Origin of the sequence: Streptomyces sp. NPDC101132, from assembly GCF_044759225.1 — a bacterium.
Taxonomy (GTDB): domain Bacteria; phylum Actinomycetota; class Actinomycetes; order Streptomycetales; family Streptomycetaceae; genus Streptomyces.
Genome location: NZ_JBIVYX010000005.1, coordinates 252,324 through 272,826 on the forward strand (window position 1 = coordinate 252,324; position 20,503 = coordinate 272,826).

A 20,503-nucleotide genomic window follows, 5' to 3' on the forward strand; every position below is an offset into this window, starting at 1 on the left:
CTATGCGGAACCAACGCTCCGGCGTGAGGGGCTGCACCAGGAGGGGGGTGCAGCCCCTTTCGCTTTCCCGTCGCTACTCCCGCGCCCCGGCCGCGGGCCGCTTCGGCACCTCGGGCACGGCGAGGAAGGGCAGGCGCAGCGCCCCGAAGGCGTCCTTGGGCACGGCCGGGCTCACGGGTTCCACCGCGGAGAGCCGTACGTACGCCTCGCCCTGCGCCGGTCGCGGATCGGCCTCGCCCTTGTTCGGCCAGTAGGACATGGCCCGCTCCGCCTGCGCGGTGATGGTCAGCGAGGGGTTCACGCCCAGGTTCGCGGAGACGGCCGCGCCGTCCACCACGAAGACGCCCGGGTAGCCGTACAGCCGGTGGTACGGGTCGACCACGCCCTCCTCCGCGGAGCCGCCGATCGGGCAGCCGCCCAGGAAGTGCGCGGTGAGCGGGGTGCCCATCAGCTCGCCCACGTTGCTGCCCGGGAAGCCGTTGATCTCCTCGGCCAGCAGCGTCGCGGCCCGGGTGGCCTCGGCGATCTGCGTCGGGTTGGGCGCCCCGTGGCCCTGGCGCGCGGTGAGCAGGCCCTTCCCGATGCCGCCCGGCTTGCGGTAGGTGGTGAGGGAGTTGTCCAGGGACTGCATGACCAGGCCGATGATGGTCCGCTCGGACCAGCGCCGGTTGGAGATCGAGCGCAGCAGCTGGACGGGATGCCGGGCGGTCCTGGCGAACCAGGCGGCGACCCGGTGCCTGGAGTAGGGCACCTGGAGCACGGTCATGAAGCCCATGGCGTTGGAGCCCTTGCCGTAGCGCACCGGCTCGATGTGCGTGTCGGCGTCGGGGTGCACCGAGGAGGTGATCGCGACACCCCTGGTGAAGTCGGCCTTCTTCCCGTGCCGCCTGCGGTAGCGGCGGTCGTCGGTCTGGGCGCCGACCAGGCCCTCGGAGTTGGTGCGGGTCAGCTCGCCCAGCCGCGGCGAGAGGCGGGGCAGTTCGCCCCGGTCCTTCATCGTGTGCAGCAGGGTCTGGGTGCCGTACGTGCCGGCGGCGACGACCACGTACCGGGCGCGCAGCACGGTGGCCCTGCCCTTGCGGCGGCTGTCGGTGGGGACGGTGCGGACGCGGTAGCCGCCCTCGGGGTGCTCGGAGAGCGCGGTGACGGTGGTCATCGGGTGGATGACGGCGCCGGCGCGCTCGGCGAGGTGCAGGTAGTTCTCGTTGAGGGTGTTCTTGGCGCCGTGCCGGCAGCCGGTCATGCACTCGCCGCACTCGGTGCAGGCCTTGCGGGAGGGTCCGGCCCCGCCGAAGTAGGGATCGGGGACCTCCTGGCCGGCCTTCGCACGGGACGCGCCCTCGGCGTCCTCGCCGTCGCCGAAGAAGACGCCGACCGGGGCCATGTGGAAGCTGTCGCCGACGCCCATCTTCTCGGCGGCCGCCTTGAGGTGGACGTCGGAGGGGGTCATGGTCGGGTTCAGCCGCACCCCGAGCATCCGCTTGGCCTGGTCGTAGTACGGGGCCAGCTCCTCCTGCCAGTCGGTGATCCCGGCCCACTGCCGGTCCTGGAAGAAGGCCTTCGGCGGTACGTAGAGGGTGTTGGCGTAGTTGAGGGAGCCGCCGCCGACGCCGGCGCCGGCCAGCACCATCACGTTGCCGAGCAGGTGGATGCGCTGGATGCCGTACAGGCCCAGGGCGGGCGCCCACAGGTAGTTGCGCAGGTCCCAGGAGTTCTTCGGGAGGGTCTCGCGGGTGAAGCGGCGGCCCGCCTCCAGGACGCCGACGCGGTAGCCCTTCTCGGTCAGGCGCAGGGCGGAGACGGAGCCGCCGAAGCCCGAGCCGATGACGAGGACGTCGTAGTCGTACGCGGCGTCGCCCGCGTCGGCGTCGGCCGGGGTGCCGCCGGCCGGGGTGCCGCCGGGGCCCGCGGGGGTGCCGTTCTCGTGCTGGTCGGTCACCGGTACTCCTAGCGCATCCGGAGGGCCTTCATGACCCGCAGGCTGCGGGTCATGAAGGCCGCGTAGCGGTCGTCGTCCATGCCGAGGGAGGGGGCCATCGGCAGCAGTCGCTGGTGGGCGACCGTCTGGGCCTCGGTGTACTTGAGGATGCCCTCGGAGCCGTGGCGGCGGCCGAGGCCGGAGTCCTTCATGCCGCCCATCGGGGACTGGACGCTGCCGTAGGCCGGCGCGTACCCCTCGTTGATGTTGACCGTGCCGGTGCGCAGGCGGGCCGCGACCTGGTGGCCGCGCCGGGCGTCCTTGGTCCAGACGCTGGAGTTCAGGCCGTAGGCGGTGGCGTTGGCCTGGGCGATGACCTCGTCCTCGTCGGTGAAGCGGTAGACCGAGACGACCGGGCCGAAGGTCTCCTCGGCGCAGACGGCCATGGGCGACTCGACGCCGTCGAGGATCGTGGGCTCGTAGAAGAGCGGGCCGATGTCGGTGCGGTGGACGCCGCCGGCCACGAGCCTGGCGCCCTTCTCGACGGCCTCCTCGACGTGCCGCTTGACGGTCTCCAGCTGGCGCTCGCCGACCAGCGAGCCCATGTCCGCGCCGTACGCGAGGGCGCTGCCGAGGCGCATGGCCTTGGTGCGGGCGGCGAAGCGGGCGACGAACTCGTCGGCGACGGAGGCGTGGACGTACAGCCGCTCGATGGAGATGCAGAGCTGGCCGGCGGAGGAGAAGCAGGCGCGGACGGCGCCGGCGGCGGCCTTCTCGACGTCGGCGTCGTGCAGGACGAGCATCGCGTTCTTGCCGCCGAGCTCCAGGGACACGCCGACCAGGCGGGCGGCGGCGCCCTGGGCGACCTCGCGGCCGGTGCGGGTGGAGCCGGTGAAGGAGACGTAGTCGGCGTGCTTGACGACCTCGGGGCCGACGACCGGGCCCTCGCCGAGCACGATCTGGAAGACCTCCGCCGGCAGTCCGGCCTCGATGAGCACGTCGCGGGCCCACAGGGCGGTCAGCGCGGTCTCGGTGTCGGGCTTCATCACCACCGCGTTGCCCGCGACGAAGGCGGGCAGGGCGTCGCCGACGGACAGCTCCAGCGGGTAGTTCCAGGGCGCGATCTGGCCGACGACCCCGCGGGGCTGGCGCAGTTCGGTGACCTTGGTGAGGGTGGGCATGGCGCCGGTGTGGCTCTTGGGGCGCAGGTAGGCGGGTGCCTTGCGGCCGTAGTGCCGGGCGGCGACCGCGACGGCCTGGACCTCCTCGTGGGCGTGCAGGCGGGCCTTGCCGGTCTCCAGCTGGATGAGGTCGAGCACCTCGGACTGGCGGGAGAGGACCAGGTCGTGGAAGCGCAGCAGGACGGCGGCCCGGCGGCGGGCCGGCACCGCCGCCCAGGCCTGCTGGGCGGCGCGGGCCCGCTCGAAGGCGGCGGCCACGTCCTCGGGGGTGGACTCGGGCATGTCGGCCAGCTTCTCCCCGGTGAAGGGGGTGTGGTTGGCGGTCCGGCCGGAGCCCGCCACTCCGCGGGTCAGGCGGGCTACCAGGTCGGGGGTCACGACGTCGGCTGCGGTGCGTACGCCTGCCGGGGTCGGAGCCACGGGATTGGTGGGGGCGGTGGCCGGGGCCAGCGAGTCCGTCATGGCCGTGAGGGTATGCGGAACGCAAGCCTTTGGGTACCCGCCGGTAACCATATTTTGCCATCACTGCCAGCATCCACTGGCAACGTCCCAGCTCAGGCGCTCACCGCCCCGGGCTCAGGTGGTCTTCCACGTCCTGAGCACCGTGTCGAACTGCTGGCGGGTGGTGTCCCAGTCCTTGACCGGGGACGACATGTAGATCGCGTACTCGGTCCCGTCGGGCGCCACGTACATCTGGTCGATCGCCCGCTTCGGGCCGGGGCTGTCCTTCTTCTCCGTCCAGGTGAACTCCCAGATCCCGGCCTGGGTCTGCCCCCGGAAGGTGTTCGCGTGCAGCGTCTCCCGGTGGTACTTCGGCAGCCGGGTCCGCACCGTCTTCTCCACGTCCAGCAGGTGCATGTACGGGTTCTCGAAGTCCGGGGTGGCGTCCCGGCTGATCCGGATGCGGTGCCGGCCGTTGTCCGGGGTGTAGTCGATCTGGTCGCCGTCCGTCTGCCGCTTCCAGCCCTTCGGCACCGCCAGGCTGAAGCCCTCGGGGTCGTCGACCCTGACCCACCCGGCCGGCAGCGTCTCCCCGGCCTGGGCAGTCTTCCCGCTCCCGCTCGCCGTGGGCTTGCCCGAGGGGTCGTCCGTACCGCCGCCGTCGGCGTACCGCAGGATCCCGAAGGCGATGCCGCCGCCCAGCAGCGCCGCCACCACGGCCACCAGCACGGCCCGCCGGAGCGGCCCGGCCGGGGGCCGGGCGTCCGTACGGACGAACTGGTGCTGCTCCGGCAGCCGCGCGGTGCCCCCGGGCGCCCCGGCGGGCACCTGGTCGGCGGTGATCCGCTGGGTGGGCACGTACGCGTGCGCGGCCTTGGGCGCCCGGCCCTCCATCGCCTCCAGCAGCATCCGCTCGGCCTCGGCCGCGTTCGGCCGCTGCGCCGGGTCCTTGCACAGCAGCGCCGTGATCACCGGCCCCAGCGCGCCGGCCTGACGGGGCGGCGGCAGCTCGTCGTTGACCACGGCCGCCAGGCTGGACAGCGGCGAGGTACGGCGGAAGGGCGACCGGTTCTCGACCGCCGTGTACAGCGTCGCGCCCAGCGCCCACAGGTCGGAGGCCGGGTCGGGGGCGCCGCCGGTGACCCGCTCGGGAGCCAGGTAGTCGATGGAGCCGACGAGTTCACCGGTCCGCGTGATGGAGGAGTCGCCCTCGATCGCCGCGATCCCGAAGTCCGTCAGCAGCACGCGGCCGTCCTTGGCCAGCAGCACGTTGCCCGGCTTCACGTCCCGGTGCAGGACGCCGACGGCGTGCGCGGCCCGCAGCGCGCCCAGCACGTGCAGCCCGATCCTGGCCGCCTCGCGCGGGTCGATGTGCCCGGTCTCCTTCACCGCGTCGGCGAGCGAGGGGCCGTCGATGTACTCCATCACGATCCACGGCCGGTCGTCGTGCTCCAGCACGTCGTGCACGGTCACCACGGCCGGGTGCTGGATGCGGGCGGCCGCGCGGGCCTCCTTGCGGGTCCGCTCCACGAGGACCGCCCGGTCGGCCTCGGCGACGTACAGACCCGCCGTCAGTTCCTTGACGGCCACGATCCTGTGCAGGAGCTCGTCGTGCGCGCGCCACACCTTGCCCATGCCGCCGCTGCCGATGGGCTCGCCGAGCCGGTACCGGCCCGCGAGTACCGAGCCCGCGCCTGTCCTCTGATTCACGAATTCCCGCCACTCTGTGCAACTTGAGCCAGGTTACGGAGCGAAGTCACCGTCCAGGTACCACGAGCGGCCTGCGAGACCGCACTGTGACGCAACTGTCGGTTTAACGCGTACTGCGGTAACTGGCCGTGGCACGCTCGTAGATCTCGGTGACCTTGTCGCGTCCGGAATCCGGACCGATCACCATCAGCACGTGGTACCCGCCGCCGAGCGCGTACACACGGTTGCGGACGTAGACCGAACGGCCGCTCCCGTCGGTCCAGGTGTACTGCCCTTCGGCCATCTTCCGGTTACCCACGGTGATCTCGCGGACCCCGGTCTGGGTGCCCCAGCTGCTGCTGCGGACCGGCTCCAGTTCGCGTTCCCTGTCCCGCTGGTAGCCGAGCGGGTCGCCCGCACCGGGCGCCGGGTCCCGGCCGGGCACCAGGATCAGCTCGAAGTCCCCGTTGGAGTACCGGACCTGGCCGCTGTCGTTCAGCGGCCGCCGCTGCCAGCCCTGCGGTACGGCGACCTCGAAGCCCTCGGTGTCCTTGGCGAGCGTGTAGCCCGCCGGCACGGCACCGCCGGTCGGGGCGGGAGCCGTGGCCGGGGCCGTGGTCTGCGGCTGCGGACGGGAGTTGCTCCGCGCGGGGCTCGGCGCCCGGGTGGTGGGCGTGCCGGGGTCGGCGGACGTGGCGCCGGGGCGCTGCGGGACGTTCTGCGCGGTGGGTTCCGCCTTGGGCAGGAACACCATCGCGTACGCCACACAGGCCGCCAGCGCCAGCAGGATCACCAGCAGCAGGGTGCGGCCCAGCGCCCGGGCGGGACGGGCCGAACCGGTCCCGGAGGTACGGGGAGCGGCGGCCGACGCGGTGCCGGCGGAGGTGCTGCGGTAGCCGGACCGGGCCGCCCTGGGTTTCCCGGAAGCGCCTTCGAAGGTGCCCTTGGAGCTGCCCCGGGCGGCGCTCCCGCGCCGGGGCGGGGCGGGCTGGCGGTGCCTGCCGTGGCCCGAACCCTCGCGCCCCGGACGCCGCTTGCGCACCAGTTCGCCGCGGCGCCGCACGATCGGCAGCTTCGTGGCGTCGGGCGCGGGCAGCGGCACCGCGCGGGTGCCGGCCTCGGGCTCGGGGGCGGACCGGACCAGGGAGCGCAGCCAGCCGCGCAGCTCCTCGAAGTCCGGTCGCTCGGTGGGGTCCTGGCGCAGCAGGGACTCGACCACCGGGCGCAGCGGGCCGCACTCCTCGGCGAACGCCGGGGGCTCGGAGCAGACCAGCTCGACCAGTTCGGCCCCGCTGTCCTCCGGGTAGGGGGCGTGGCCCTGGACCGCGCGGTAGAGGAGCGCGCCGAGCGCCCACAGGTCGGTGGCGGGACCGACGGGTGCCGCCAGCTGCCAGTTCTCGTGTACGGGGTGGGCCTGTTCGGGCGCCCAGCGCTCGGTGACCGGGCCCACCACGGCGATCCGGGTCTGCCGGGCGCGCTCGGCGGCCAGCGGGGTGCCGGGGCCGCGGCCCGCCGCGGGGGCCGGGGCGTCCCAGCCCGAGGGGGCGGCTGGGCCGGGTGCGGGGCCGGTGGCGGGGCCCGTGGCGAGGGGCGGGTCCGGCCGCGGGTCCGGCTGAGGCGTGCGGTCCGGCTGCGGCGTGCGGTCCGGCTGCCGGGGCTGGTGCGGGGCCGGGAGGTGGGGTGGCTCGGGGGCAGCGGGCCGGGGTGCCGGCGGCTCGGCTCCCGTGGGCGGGGCCGTGGCCGGGGTGTAGCCCTGCGGGAGTGCCGGGCGGGCGGGCAGGCGCCGGTTCGCCGTCTCCGGGCCGCCGTACGGGTACGAGTAGCCCTGGGGGAGGTTGGAGCCCTGGGGGCGCGGCGGTTCGGGCTCGGGTACGCGGCGGGTGGCGGCGGCCTGGGCGCCGGCGCGGTAGGCGGCGATGGCCCCGGCGCGGGCGGCCGCCTTGAGGTCGGCGCCGCCGGGCGTGCCGTAGCCGGGGGCGACGGGGGGCCGCGGGTCGGGTGCCGGGGCGGCCGGGGCCGTACGGGAGGGCGGGGGCGGGGTGCCCGGGGCGGGAACGGCTGCCGTGGTGCTGGTCGTCGGGCCCGCGGGCGGCGGGGCGGAGCCGGGTGTGGGCGCGGGGAGCCCCGTATCCCCGGAGTCGGCCGGCGGGACCGGGTCGTACCCGCACAGCGCCTCCTCGGCGGCGCCGGCGGCCAGGCCGGTGAGGACCACCCGGCCGTCGTCGCAGACCAGCACCGTCCGCACGGTGATGTTGCGGTGGGTCCAGCCGTGCGCGTGCAGCACGCGCAGGGCGGTCAGCACGTCCGAGGCGACCTCGGCGGCGCGGTAGGCGTTGAGCGGGCGGTCCGCCAGGAGCGCCGCCAGCGGCCGGGCGGCGACGAGTTCACTCACTATCCAGAGGGACCCGGCCTCGGCGAACACGTCGAAGACCTGGTCCAGCCGTGGGTGGTCGGGGATGCGGGCGGCGGCCTGGGCCGCCTCGATCGCCCGGCGCACGGCCGGATCGGTGGGGCGCCGGGTGGCGCCGCCGGCGGCCCGGCGGGGCGCGGGCGGCGCCGTACGCCCGTCCGCCTCCAGCAGTTCCGCGTCCACGATCTCCGGCAACGGGACCTGCCGGACCAGCACTTCCTGCCCGCTGTGGGTGTCGAAGGCGCGCGTCTCGACGAGTTCGTACTCGTCGGAGGGAGGCAGGGGCAGGCGATAGCGGTCGGCCAGCACCCTGCCCGCGTACTCCTCCACGACGCCTACCCCCTAGCGTGCCGTTCCCCCGTCACCGCACCCTCACGATACGTCGCAGCACCCACTCGCGTCGCCGGGTCCGGCGAGCTCACGCACCGTGCTGGTCAGGGGAATTGGCGCCGCGGTCCACCCGCGGCGCCGCCGGGGTCAGTCCAGGGGCTGGAAGGTGGCGAAGGCCGTGTCGCGCAGCGTCTTGCACGCGGCGCCGTCCCACTCGTCCTTCGCGCAGGTGATCATGATCGCGTAGCCGTGGGTGGCGTCGACCTTGAAGCCGCGGTTGAGGACGCGGACGGTCCGGCCGTTCTCCTCGCGCTCGAACTGCCAGTCGGCCACGGTCGGGTACCCGCGGTACTCCTTCTCGGCGATGCCCAGCAGGCGGTAGCCGTCGCTGCTGCCCGCGACGGCGCCGGCGAGCTGCAGCCAGGCCAGGCGGGCGTCGTCGGTGGGGCTGTCGTTGTAGTCGACCTGGACCCGGGGGTAGCCGCCGTCGCGGTTGTAGATGCCGCCCGAGTTGCTGCCCGCTATGGCGTTGCGCTTGAAGTCGGCCGGCATCGCCATCGAGAAGTGGAAGCGCGCGTCGCTGACCTTGACGTAGCCGGCGGGCAGGGCGGTGCCGGTGCCCTGGCCGGCCGTGGTGGAGCCGGTCGCGCCGGTGCCGCCGGTGTCGCTGCCGTTGCCGCCGGTCGCGTCCGTGCCCTTGCCGCCCGGGCCGGCCGAGGGCTTGGCGCCCTGGCCCTGGCTCGTCTGGCTGCCCTGGCCGTTGGCGCCGCTGCTGTTGCCGCCCGACGCGGAGGCGCCCGCGGAACCGGCCGGCCGGGACGCGCCCGGGGAGGCGGCCCGCCCGTTCTTGCCGTTCTTGTTCTCGTCCGGCTTGTCGTCGCCGCTCAGCGCCCAGCCGATCGCCCCGCCGATGAGCGCGAGGACGGCCACGACGGCGACGACGGCCAGCGCGATGGTCTGGCGCGGCACGACGTCCGTGAGCGGGGCGGCCACCGGGGACTTCGGCCCGGGCGGGGGCGGGACGGGCTTCGGCTTGGCCTTGGGCTTCTTGGCCTTGGGCGTCTTGAGCTTGGGCTTCGCCTTCGGCTTGGGCGCGGGACCCGCCTCCTGGACGGCCGCCTTCGGCTTGTCCTCGGGTACGACGGGCAGCGCGATGACCCGGGTCTCGTCGGCCGGGGGCTCCGGCTCGGGCTCGGGCATCGCGATGACCTCGTTGAGCAGGGCGCGCGCGCCCGCGTCGTCGAGGCGGTGCTCGGGGTCCTTCACCAGCAGGCCGTAGATGACCTCCGCCAGCGGGCCCGCGTTCTTCGGCGGGTCCACGGGCTCGGTCATCACCGCGGTGAGCGTGGCCAGGGCGGAGCCCTTGTCGTACGGGGGCACGCCCTCGACGGCGGCGTAGAGCAGGCCGCCGAGCGACCACATGTCGGCCGGCGGGCCGGGCTTCTGGCCGCGGGCGCGCTCGGGCGAGATGTAGGAGGGCGCCCCGACGAGCATGCCGGTCGAGGTGACCGACGGGTCGCCCTCGACCTGCGCGATGCCGAAGTCGGTGAGCACGACGCGGCCGGTCTCGGCGATGAGCACGTTGGACGGCTTCACGTCGCGGTGCAGGATGCCCTGGCCGTGCGCGGCGCGCAGCACGTCGAGCACGGCGAGGCCGACCTCGGCCGCCCGGCGGGGCGTCAGGGTGCCTCGCTCGCGGACGAACTCGGCGAGGGACGGGCCCTCGATGAGCTCCATGACGATCCAGGGACGGCCGTCCTCGTCGACCACGTCGAAGACGGTGACCGCGCCGTCGTTCCGGATCCGGGCGATGGCCTTGGCCTCGCGCAGGGTACGGGTGACCAGGCGGCGCTTCTCGTCCTCGTCGACGCCGGAGGAGAACCGGAGTTCCTTGATGGCGACCGTACGGCCGAGCGTCTCGTCGACGGCCCGCCAGACGGTGCCCATGCCGCCCTTGCCGAGCACGCGGCCGAGGCGGTACCGGCCGGCGAGCAGCCGGCCTTCCTGGTCCTCGGTCCCGCCGCCGGTCCCGACCGGGCCCTTGTCCCGCGCCTCGCGCGCGACGCTGCCGGCCGCGGCCGAGCCGCCGCGCGGTGCCGGATCGGCGGTGGCGGGCCGGACGACGCCGTCGGCGTTCTCGGCGTCCTTGGAGTCCTTGGAGTCCTTGGAGTCCTTCGTGTCCTTGCCCAGAGCCACGGCCTTGGCGGCCGCCGGAGCGCCGGCGGCGCCCGCCCGGTCCGCGGGAAGTGCCGCGGGCTTCGCGGGTGCCGAGGTGTCACGGGCCGCCTTGCCGAACCGTACGGGCTCGGGCGCCGGCGAACCGGACTCGGGCGCGGCCGCCTTGGCCGCGCGGCCGGAGCCCGTACCGGAGCCGGAAGCGGAAGCGGAAGCGGCCGCCGCGGCGGCGGGCCTCGGGTCCCGCTTGGGGGCAGCTGCGGCATCGTCAGCCGCGCCGGAACCGGTGGCCTCGGCACCTGCGGGAGCGTCAGCCGTCCCGGAGCCGGCGGCGTCCGCACCCGCGGCCGCGTCGGCCGGCCCGAAGGCCGCGTCCACCAGATCGGCGGCCGTGGCCGCGGCACCGGAAGCCGGGTCGGCGGAACCTGCGGAGGCGTCGGCCGGGCCGGCGCCGGAGGAACCGGGCACCGCCTCGCCTTCCGTCGCGGGGGAACGCGCGTCCTGCTGCCCGGACCCGGAACCGGAGGCCGCGCCGGCGCTCCCGGAGCCGTTCCGCCCGGCCGCGGGGGCCTCACCGGTGGAACGCCCTTCGGCGGAAGCGGAGTTCGCGGTGGCGGACTTCGCGGCACCCGTCCCGGGGGAGGCTGCCTCCGTGCGGGCGGCACCGCCGTCCGCGCGGGCGGAACCCTCGGAACCGGCGGCATCCGCGCCAGCGGAAGTGGTGTGCTCCGGCTTCGACATGCGTCCCCTCAACGATCGTGCCGCCTGCTCCGGGTTGACCGGCGTCCGCCGGAGACCACGGCAACCCGCCCCGGCAGGAACCTTATTGTTCCTCACTCCGGCACGGACGGGTGTCCCGGGTCCGCGGTTCCCCGGAACACCCGTGATACGGCACTCCCGCTAGAGCGGAACGATCTCCGGCGCCCCCAGCCTGGCCGCGTCGGCGGTCTGGTCGTCCGGCTGCCGCTGCGACTCCCGCTCCGCCTCCACGCGCTTCTCGTAGTGCTCGACCTCCCGCTCCACCTGACCCTCGTCCCACCCCAGCACCGGAGCCATCAACTCCGCGCACTCGCGCGCCGACCGGGTCCCGCGGTCGAAGGTCTCGATCGAGATCCGGGTCCGCCGGGTCAGTACGTCGTCCAGGTGCCGGGCCCCCTCGTGCGAGGCCGCGTACACCACCTCCGCCCGGAGGTAGTCGTCCGCGCCGCCCAGCGGCGCGGCGAGCCCCGGGTCCCGCTCGATCATGTCCAGCACCTCCTCCGCCAGCGAGCCGTAGCGGTTCAGCAGGTGCTCGACCCGCGCCACGTGGAGTCCGGTACGGGCGGCGATCCGCGCCCGCGCGTTCCACAGCGCGCGGTAGCCCTCCGCGCCCACCAGCGGGACGTCCTCCGTGACGCACTCCGCGACCCGCTGGTCCAGCCCGTGCACCGCCTCGTCCACCGCGTCCTTGGCCATCACCCGGTACGTCGTGTACTTGCCGCCCGCGACCACCACGAGCCCCGGCGCCGGGTGCGCCACGGTGTGCTCCCGCGAGAGCTTGCTGGTCGCGTCCGACTCGCCGGCCAGGAGGGGCCGCAGGCCCGCGTACACGCCCTGCACGTCCTCCCGGGTGAGCGGCACGGCCAGCACCGAGTTCACGTGCTCCAGGAGGTAGTCGATGTCCGCGCTCGACGCCGCCGGGTGCGCCTTGTCCAGGTCCCAGTCCGTGTCCGTGGTCCCGACGATCCAGTGCCGGCCCCACGGGATGACGAAGAGCACCGACTTCTCGGTCCGCAGGATCAGCCCGGTGGACGAATGGATGCGGTCCTTCGGCACCACCAGGTGGATGCCCTTGGACGCCCGCACGTGGAACTGGCCGCGCTCGCCGATGAGCGCCTGGGTGTCGTCCGTCCACACCCCCGTGGCGTTCACGATCTGCTTGGCGCGGATCTCGTACTCCCCGCCGGCCTCGACGTCCTTCACCCGGGCGCCGACCACCCGCTCGCCCTCCCGGAGGAAGCCGGTCACCCGGGCGCGGTTCGCCGCGAGGGTGCCGTACGCGGCGGCGGTGCGCACCAGGGTGGCGACGAACCGCGCGTCGTCCATCTGGGCGTCGTAGTACTGCAGGGCGCCCACCAGGGCGTCCTTGCGCAGGCAGGGCGCGACCCGCAGCGCCCGCTTGCGGGTCAGGTGGCGGTGTACGGGCAGTCCGCGCCCGTGGCCGCTGGACACCGACATCGCGTCGTACAGCGCGACGCCGGAGCCGGCGTAGAACCGCTCCCAGCCCTTGTGCTGGAGGGGGTACAGGAACGGCACCGGCTTCACCAGGTGCGGCGCGAGCCGCTCCAGCAGCAGCCCGCGCTCCTTCAGCGCCTCCCGTACGAGCGCGAAGTCGAGCATCTCCAGGTAGCGCAGCCCGCCGTGGATCAGTTTGCTGGACCGGCTGGAGGTGCCCGAGGCCCAGTCCCGCGCCTCCACCAGACCGGTCGCGAGGCCTCTGGTGGCCGCGTCGAGGGCGGTGCCCGCGCCCACCACGCCCGCGCCCACGACCAGCACGTCCAGTTCCCGCTCGGCCATCCGAGCGAGCGCCTCGGTGCGCTGCGCGGGTCCGAGTGTCGCCGTCCTCACCGCTGCCTCCCGTTGGTCGGGGTGGTCGCCCACATGACCCACCTCGATTCTGACCGCACGCTCCCCGGCCGGCCACCGCCTGTGGACAACACAAGGTGGCCGCCGTCCCACAATGCCGCAGATCGGTCATATATACGCCTAGTCTGACATAGCGCCAGCTCCCCTCATCCACAGGACTTGCGCACCCAGCCACCTCCGGTTAGGGAAGGACGGCCACCCCCATGCCCGCAGATCTCGCCGTCATCGGCCTCGGCCACCTCGGCCTGCCCCTCGCCCAGGCCGCCGTCGCCGCCGGGATCGAGACCGTCGGCTACGACACCGGCCCAGCGACCGACAGCAGCCTCACCGCGGCCGAGATCCGCCGCATGTCGGCGGCCGGATTCCGGATCGCCACCGACCCGGCGGAGCTCGGGAGGGTGCGTACCGCCGTCATCTGCGCGCCCACCCCGCTGGGCGCCGACCGGGCCCTCGACCTGTCCGCCGTGGGCGACGCGGCCCGCGCCCTGGCCGCGCGGCTGCGGCCGCACACCACCGTGATCCTGGAGTCCGCCGCGTACCCCGGCGTGACCGAGGACTACCTCAGGCCCCTGCTCGAATCCGGCTCCCGGCTGCGGGCCGGCCGCGACTTCCACCTGGCCTATTCCCCCAGCCGCCTCGACCCCGGCAACCGCACCCACGGGATCGCCAACACCCCCAAGGTGATCGGCGGCCTCACCCCCGCCTGCACGGAGTCGGCCGCCGCCTTCTACGCCCGGCTCACCGACAAGGTGGTGCGCGCCCGGGGACTGCGCGAGGCCGAGACCGTCCAGCTGCTGGAGACCAACTACCGGCACGTCAACATCGCGCTGGTGAACGAGATGGCGGTGCTCTGCCACGACCTCGGCGTCGACCTCTGGGACGTCATCCGGTGCGCGGAGACCAAGCCGTACGGCTTCCAGGCCTTCCGGCCGGGCCCCGGCGTCGGCGGCCACGGCGTCCCCCTCGACCCCGGCTACCTGGCCGTGCCCACCCGCACCCCCGGCCACCCCCTGCGCATGGTCGGCCTCGCCCAGGAGGTCAACAACCGCATGCCGCAGTACGTCATCCAGCGCTGCGCCACCCTCCTCAACGAGCACGGCAAGTCGGCCCGCGGCGCCCGCGTCCTGCTCCTGGGCGTCACCTACAAGCCGGACCTGGCCGACCAGGAGGGCTCCCCCGCCCGCGAGATCGCCTCCCGGCTGCTCGACCTCGGGGCGCTGATCAGCTACCACGACCCGTACGTGGCGGGCTGGCGCGTCCGGGACCAGCCGGTCGCGCGCGCCGACTCCCTCTACGAGGCGGCGGCCAACGCGGACCTGACGATCCTCCTCCAGCACCACCGCACGTACGACCTCCAGGGCCTCGCGGTGAAGGCACAACTGCTCCTCGACACCCGCGGAGCCACCCCCGTGGGCACGGCCCACCGCCTCTGACCGCACCGGTCCCCCCGGAGAAATCCCCTCTTGCCCACCGGGCCGGTACTGCTGGCCTTCGGCGACATTTTCTCCGCACGCCTGTTCCCAGGGACGGCCGTGCCGCAAATCCCTGGGGGGGATTTCACCCATGAGCGACACCGCTCCGCAGCCCGCCGCGCCCGACGCGGCTCCGGCCCAGGCCGTCACCGCCGAGGCCGTCACCACCGCCACCGCGCCCGCGGCACCGGTACCCGGCCAGGCGCCGGCCCCGGGCATGGAGGGCTGGGGCTACGCCCCGGCCGCGCCCGCCCGCAAGGGGAACGCCGGGCTCGGCATCGCCGCCGCGGTGCTGGCGGCCCTGGTCACCGCCGCGCTCTACGGCCTGATCATCGGCACCACCGAGTACCAGGTCGGCTACGCGGCGGTCGGCGTCGGCCTGCTGATCGGCCTGGCCGCGGGCAAGCTCGGCGGCCCGAACCCGGTCACCCCGGTCCTCAGCGCGGTCCTCGCGCTCGGCGCCGTCTACGCGGGCCAGCTGTACGGCGTCGCCATGCTCGGCGCCGAGGAGCTCCACACCACCACGCTGGACCTGGTCTCCTCGCTGGGCCTCTCCACGCTGCACGCGGCGTGGAAGGAGGCCATCGGCCCGATGGACTTCCTCTTCTTCGCCATCGGTGCGGTCGTCGCCTACCAGACCACCCGCAAGACCTCGGCCTGACGGCCGGGGGCTGCGGCGCGCCGCTGTCCCGAGGGATCCGGCGGCGGGTCCGGACGTGCCGGAGGCCCGGTGCCCCGTGTGGGGTGCCGGGCCTCCTCGCGTGCGGGACGGGTCAGCGGCGGTGCTGGGAGTCCGCGACCGTCACCTCGACGCGCTGGAACTCCTTGAGCTCGCTGTAGCCCGTGGTCGCCATCGAGCGGCGCAGGGCGCCGAAGAGGTTCATCGAGCCGTCGGGGCTGTGGGACGGGCCGGTGAGGATCTCCTCGGTGGTGCCGACCGTGCCCAGGTCCACCTTCTTGCCGCGCGGCACGTCCTCGTGGACGGCCTCCATGCCCCAGTGGTGGCCGCGGCCGGGCGCGTCGGTGGCGCGGGCGAGCGGGGAGCCCATCATCACGGCGTCCGCACCGCAGGCGATGGCCTTGGGCAGGTCGCCGGACCAGCCCACGCCGCCGTCGGCGATGACGTGGACGTACCGGCCGCCGGACTCGTCCATGTAGTCGCGGCGGGCGGCGGCCACGTCGGCGACCGCGGTCGCCATCGGGACCTGGATGCCCAGGACGTTGCGGGTGGTGTGCGCCGCGCCGCCGCCGAAGCCGACCAGGACGCCCGCCGCGCCGGTGCGCATCAGGTGCAGGGCCGCGGTGTAGGTGGCGCAGCCGCCCACGATGACCGGGACGTCGAGCTCGTAGATGAACTGCTTCAGGTTCAGCGGCTCGGCCGCGCCGGAGACGTGCTCGGCGGAGACGGTGGTGCCGCGGATCACGAAGATGTCCACGCCCGCGTCGACGACGGCCTTGGAGAACTGCGCGGTGCGCTGCGGCGAGAGCGCGGCGGCGGTCACGACGCCGGAGTCGCGCACCTCCTTGATGCGCTGGCCGATCAGGTCCGCCTGGATCGGGGCGGCGTAGATCTCCTGGAGGCGGCGGGTGGCGGTCTCCTCGTCCAGCGTGGCGATCTCGTCGAGCAGCGGCTGCGGGTCCTCGTACCGGGTCCACAGGCCCTCGAGGTTGAGGACGCCCAGGCCACCGAGCTCGCCGATGCGGATCGCGGTCTGCGGGGAGACGACCGAGTCCATCGGGGCGGCCAGGAAGGGGAGCTCGAAGCGGTAGGCGTCGATCTGCCAGGCGATCGAGACCTCCTTCGGGTCCCGCGTACGGCGGCTCGGGACGATGGCGATGTCGTCGAACGCGTACGCCCTGCGGCCGCGCTTGCCGCGCCCGATCTCGATCTCAGTCACGTGTGGTGGCCTTTCCCTCTTGACTCTGCCCGTCCAGTATCCCCGAAGGGCGGACGGTCGCGTTCCCGTGACCGCTGTACGGACGCACGCGCGCCCGGCCCGGGGCCGGCGCGCGGTGCCCGGCACGCCGGCCGCACGGACCCGGGCACGCAGGAGGGGGCGGACCCGTCACCCGGGTCCGCCCCCTCCGTGCCTGCTCAGCCCTTGCGGGAGTAGTTCGGCGCCTCGACCGTCATCTGGATGTCGTGCGGGTGGCTCTCCTTGAGACCCGCCGAGGTGATGCGGACGAACCGGCCGCGGTCCTGGAGCTCCGGCACCGTGCGGCCGCCGACGTAGAACATCGACTGGCGCAGGCCGCCGACCAACTGGTGGACGACCGCCGCGAGCGGGCCGCGGTAGGGCACCTGGCCCTCGATGCCCTCGGGGATCAGCTTGTCGTCACCGCCGACGCCCTCCTGGAAGTAGCGGTCCTTGGAGAACGACTTGCGGTCGCCGCGGGACTGCATGGCGCCCAGGGAGCCCATGCCGCGGTACGACTTGAACTGCTTGCCGTTGATGAAGAGCAGCTCGCCCGGGGACTCCTCGCAGCCCGCGAGCAGCGAGCCCAGCATGACCGTGTCCGCGCCGGCGACGAGCGCCTTGGCGATGTCGCCGGAGTACTGGAGGCCGCCGTCGCCGATGACCGGGACGCCCGCGGCCTTGGCGGCCAGCGAGGCCTCGTAGATCGCGGTGACCTGCGGGACGCCGATGCCGGCGACCACGCGGGTGGTGCAGATGGAGCCGGGGCCGACGCCGACCTTGATGCCGTCGCAACCGGCGTCGACGAGCGCCTGGGCGCCGTCGCGGGTGGCGACGTTGCCGCCGATGACGTCGACGGAGGAGTTCGACTTGATCTTGGAGACCATGTCGCCGACCAGGCGGGAGTGGCCGTGGGCGGTGTCGACGACGATGAAGTCGGCGCCCGCCTCGATCAGGGCCTGGGCGCGCTCGTACGCGTCGCCGGCGACGCCGACGGCGGCGCCGACCAGCAGGCGGCCGTCTTTGTCCTTCGCGGCGTTCGGGTACTTCTCCGCCTTGACGAAGTCCTTGACCGTGATGAGGCCCTTGAGGATGCCGGACTCGTCGACCAGCGGCAGCTTCTCGATCTTGTGGCGGCGCAGCAGCTCCATGGCGTCGACGCCGGAGATGCCGACCTTGCCCGTGACCAGCGGCATCGGGGTCATGACCTCGCGCACCTGGCGGCTGCGGTCCGACTCGAAGGCCATGTCGCGGTTGGTGACGATGCCGAGCAGCTTGCCCGCGGGGTCGGTGACCGGCACGCCGGAGATGCGGAACTTCGCGCAGAGCTCGTCCGCCTCGCGCAGGGTCGCGTCGGGGTGGACGGTGATCGGGTCGGTGACCATGCCCGACTCGGACCGCTTGACCAGGTCCACCTGGTTGGCCTGGTCGGCGATCGAGAGGTTGCGGTGCAGGACGCCGACGCCGCCCTGGCGGGCCATCGCGATGGCCATGCGCGCCTCGGTGACCTTGTCCATCGCCGCGGAGAGCAGCGGGACGTTCACGCGGACGTTCCGGGAGATGAGGGAGGAGGTGTCGATCTCGTCCGGGGCCATGTCGGACGCGCCCGGCAGCAGCAGGACGTCGTCGTAAGTCAGCCCGAGCGAGGCGAATTTGTCGGGCACTCCGTCGACGTTGACAGTCATGACACCTTCCCAGATGGTCTTGCTCAGCGCAGATGTCCATGCTAACGGGATCGCGGCGCGTCTCATTCCACGATGAAGATCGACCGCAATTTTCGTACCTTGCTACAAGTTTGGGCGCAGAAATTGCCGTCTTGTGGTATTCGCCCGCGTGCGCGGCCCGCGGGCTCCCGGCGCGCTCACCGCCCGGCGGGCCCTCACTGCTCCGCGAGCGCCCGCAGTCGGCTGAGCGCGCGGTGCTGCGCCACCCGGACGGCCCCCGGCGACATGCCGAGCATCTGGCCGGTCTCCTCCGCGGTCAGACCGACGGCCACCCGCAGTACGAGCAGCTCGCGCTGGTTCTCGGGCAGGTTGGCCAGCAGCTTCTTGGCCCAGGCGGCGTCGCTGCTGAGCAGCGCGCGCTCCTCAGGCCCCAGCGAGTCGTCCGGCCGCTCGGGCATCTCGTCCGACGGCACGGCCGTGCTCCCGGGGTGCCGCATGGCGGCCCGCTGGAGGTCGGCGACCTTGTGCGCGGCGATGGCGAAGACGAAGGCCTCGAAGGGCCGGCCCGTGTCGCGGTACCGGGGCAGGGCCATCAGGACGGCGACGCAGACCTCCTGCGCCAGGTCCTCCACGAAGTGCCGCGCGTCCCCGGGCAGCCGGGACAGCCGGGTGCGGCAGTAGCGCAGCGCGAGCGGGTGCACGTGGGCGAGCAGGTCGTGGGTGGCCTGCTCGTCCCCCTCGACGGCCCGGCGTACCAGTGCGCCGACGGCCCCCTGGCCGCCCTCCTTGGGGGGCCCCGCAGGGCCGGTGGCCGTGGGGGACCCCAGGGCCTCGTCGTCGCGCATCGATCCATGGTGCCCCGACGCCGGGCCTTCTGCGGCACCCTGGCCCGTGTTGTGCATCGAAGCGTTATGAGCGGGCGCGCCTGATGTCATCGTCTGCGCCCTCCCCTCCCGCTCGGCCGAATGGTCCCCGAGGACCGCCACATCTCAAGAATGCGGTATTCCTCAAGCATGCGGCATCGCGTCCGAAGCGACACTCCCCCAGCCAGCGCCGGGAGGTTCCCCCACCCGATTCTGCCCCGCCAACCCCCTCGCGCACACCGGTTCCGGCCGAGTCGAGGGGGCTGTGGTCAGATCGGATGCGGCGGAGGCCTCAGCGGACGAGGCCCCAGCGGAACCCGAGTGCCACGGCGTGGGCGCGGTCCGAGGCGCCGAGCTTCTTGAAGAGCCGGCGCGCGTGGGTCTTGACGGTGTCCTCGGAGAGGAAGAGCTCGCGCCCGATCTCCGCGTTGGACCGGCCGTGGCTCATGCCCTCCAGCACCTGGATCTCGCGTGCGGTGAGCGTGGGCGCGGCACCCATCTCGGCCGACCGCAGCCGCCGCGGGGCGAGCCGCCAGGTCGGGTCGGCCAGCGCCTGGGTGACCGTCGCACGCAGCTCGGCGCGGGAGGCGTCCTTGTGGAGGTACCCGCGGGCGCCCGCGGCGACCGCGAGGGCCACGCCGTCGAGGTCCTCGGCGACCGTCAGCATGATGATGCGGGCCCCGGGGTCGGCCGAGAGCAGGCGGCGCACGGTCTCGACGCCGCCGAGGCCGGGCATCCGTACGTCCATGAGGATCAGGTCGGACCGGTCGGCACCCCAGCGGCGGAGGACTTCCTCGCCGTTGGCGGCCGTCGTCACGCGCTCGACGCCGGGCACGGTGGCAACCGCGCGGCGGAGCGCCTCTCGGGCGAGCGGGGAGTCGTCGCAGACGAGGACGGAAGTCATGGCCGCCCTCCGCAGCTGCTGATGCACGTCACCTTGAGCCTCCAGGCTGGTACGTATCGTCACCTGTGCGGTCGATGCCCTCGGACACCTGTCCGGGAACTTGTTCTTTCAACCGCCTTCGCACTCTCAACGATGGTCACTCGAAAGAGTTACGGGTCGGACGGACACCTTCGGCACTCTACGTGAGGAAGCGAACACAGCGCTGGCATGACAGGCCATCTGTCCTCCATCTGGACCTATGCCCTATTTGGCGGCTTTTCTTCCGTTCGGCACGTGTCTGAGGCTAGATTCCCAATGAGTCATATTTACATCTACTCGGATAGTAGATGTGGAGACATGGACCGTATCCGCCTCAGTACCGGCTTCAAGAGGACTACCCATGGCAGATTTCTCCCGCCTCCCCGGACCGAACGCCGACCTCTGGGACTGGCAGCTGCTGGCCGCCTGCCGGGGGGTCGACAGCTCCCTCTTCTTCCACCCGGAGGGCGAGCGGGGCGCGGCCCGGAGCGCGCGCGAGGCCTCGGCTAAAGAGGTCTGCATGCGATGCCCGGTGCGTGCCGAATGCGCCGCGCACGCCCTCGCCGTACGTGAGCCCTATGGCGTGTGGGGAGGGCTGACCGAGGACGAGCGCGAGGAGCTGATGGGCCGCGCCCGGCACCGGCTCATCTCCGCATCGGGAGCGGGTGGCACGGCTGCCCACTGAACCAGTGTTCGAAAGGCGCTGAAGGAACGATTCCGCACACCCTGCCGGGGGCGGGCATCCGCGAACGCCCCCGGGCGTGTCGCGGGGGGGGGGGGCGCCCCCCGCCCCCCCCCCCCCCCCCCCCCCCCCCCCCCGCGGGGGGGGGGGGGGGCCCCCCCCCCCGGGGGCCCCCCCCGCCCCGGGGGAGTGTTGTATATAAGGCCGCGGGTTGG

At 73.7% G+C, this 20,503-nt stretch carries 13 protein-coding genes; 3 read left to right on the forward strand and 10 right to left on the reverse strand.

Features of this window, described 5'->3' with window-relative positions:
* Positions 1–73: 73 nt before the first annotated feature.
* From ACIQUR_RS14015 to ACIQUR_RS14040, 6 genes are all read right to left on the reverse strand, one after another.
* Positions 74–1,825, reverse strand: coding sequence for a GMC family oxidoreductase N-terminal domain-containing protein (locus tag ACIQUR_RS14015; protein WP_403663930.1), 1,752 nt, complete (start codon positions 1,823–1,825; stop codon positions 74–76).
* Between the two features lie 122 nt (positions 1,826–1,947).
* Positions 1,948–3,561: a succinic semialdehyde dehydrogenase gene (locus ACIQUR_RS14020; RefSeq protein WP_403663344.1), complete on the reverse strand. Its 1,614-nt coding sequence runs from the start codon at positions 3,559–3,561 to the stop codon at positions 1,948–1,950.
* Positions 3,562–3,675: 114 nt separating this feature from the next.
* The gene (locus ACIQUR_RS14025; RefSeq protein ID WP_403663347.1) at positions 3,676–5,250 is read right to left on the reverse strand and encodes a serine/threonine-protein kinase; all 1,575 of its coding nucleotides are present in this window, start codon (positions 5,248–5,250) and stop codon (positions 3,676–3,678) included.
* A gap of 103 nt (positions 5,251–5,353) precedes the next feature.
* A complete protein-coding gene (locus ACIQUR_RS14030; protein WP_403663350.1) occupies positions 5,354–7,969 on the reverse strand; it encodes a protein kinase in 2,616 nt (871 codons plus the stop codon).
* A 147-nt stretch (positions 7,970–8,116) separates the two neighbouring features.
* On the reverse strand, positions 8,117–10,885 hold the full coding sequence (locus ACIQUR_RS14035; protein WP_403663353.1) for a protein kinase: 2,769 nt from the start codon (positions 10,883–10,885) through the stop codon (positions 8,117–8,119).
* A gap of 159 nt (positions 10,886–11,044) precedes the next feature.
* On the reverse strand, positions 11,045–12,751 hold the full coding sequence (locus ACIQUR_RS14040; protein ID WP_403663356.1) for a glycerol-3-phosphate dehydrogenase/oxidase: 1,707 nt from the start codon (positions 12,749–12,751) through the stop codon (positions 11,045–11,047).
* Positions 12,752–12,972: 221 nt separating this feature from the next.
* Here ACIQUR_RS14040 and ACIQUR_RS14045 point away from each other — a divergent pair, with 221 nt between their 5' ends.
* Complete coding sequence (locus ACIQUR_RS14045; RefSeq protein WP_403663359.1) at positions 12,973–14,202, forward strand: nucleotide sugar dehydrogenase; 1,230 nt, start codon at positions 12,973–12,975, stop codon at positions 14,200–14,202.
* A gap of 130 nt (positions 14,203–14,332) precedes the next feature.
* Positions 14,333–14,902: a hypothetical protein gene (locus ACIQUR_RS14050; RefSeq protein WP_403663362.1), complete on the forward strand. Its 570-nt coding sequence runs from the start codon at positions 14,333–14,335 to the stop codon at positions 14,900–14,902.
* 112 nt (positions 14,903–15,014) lie between these two features.
* Here the strand turns inward: ACIQUR_RS14050 and ACIQUR_RS14055 are convergent, their stop codons facing one another.
* The 4 genes from ACIQUR_RS14055 to ACIQUR_RS14070 all read right to left on the reverse strand — a co-directional run bounded on the left by ACIQUR_RS14055 (position 15,015) and on the right by ACIQUR_RS14070 (position 19,588).
* The gene (locus ACIQUR_RS14055; protein WP_403663365.1) at positions 15,015–16,139 is read right to left on the reverse strand and encodes a GuaB3 family IMP dehydrogenase-related protein; all 1,125 of its coding nucleotides are present in this window, start codon (positions 16,137–16,139) and stop codon (positions 15,015–15,017) included.
* A gap of 197 nt (positions 16,140–16,336) precedes the next feature.
* The gene (gene guaB / locus ACIQUR_RS14060; RefSeq protein ID WP_403663368.1) at positions 16,337–17,842 is read right to left on the reverse strand and encodes an IMP dehydrogenase; all 1,506 of its coding nucleotides are present in this window, start codon (positions 17,840–17,842) and stop codon (positions 16,337–16,339) included.
* A 194-nt stretch (positions 17,843–18,036) separates the two neighbouring features.
* Positions 18,037–18,666 (reverse strand): sigma-70 family RNA polymerase sigma factor, encoded by a 630-nt coding sequence (locus tag ACIQUR_RS14065; protein ID WP_399946161.1) that lies wholly within the window; start codon positions 18,664–18,666, stop codon positions 18,037–18,039.
* Between the two features lie 310 nt (positions 18,667–18,976).
* The gene (locus ACIQUR_RS14070; RefSeq protein ID WP_003948568.1) at positions 18,977–19,588 is read right to left on the reverse strand and encodes a response regulator transcription factor; all 612 of its coding nucleotides are present in this window, start codon (positions 19,586–19,588) and stop codon (positions 18,977–18,979) included.
* Positions 19,589–19,967: 379 nt separating this feature from the next.
* Here ACIQUR_RS14070 and ACIQUR_RS14075 point away from each other — a divergent pair, with 379 nt between their 5' ends.
* Positions 19,968–20,291, forward strand: coding sequence for a WhiB family transcriptional regulator (locus tag ACIQUR_RS14075; RefSeq protein ID WP_399946158.1), 324 nt, complete (start codon positions 19,968–19,970; stop codon positions 20,289–20,291).
* The last annotated feature ends 212 nt before the right edge of the window (positions 20,292–20,503 follow it).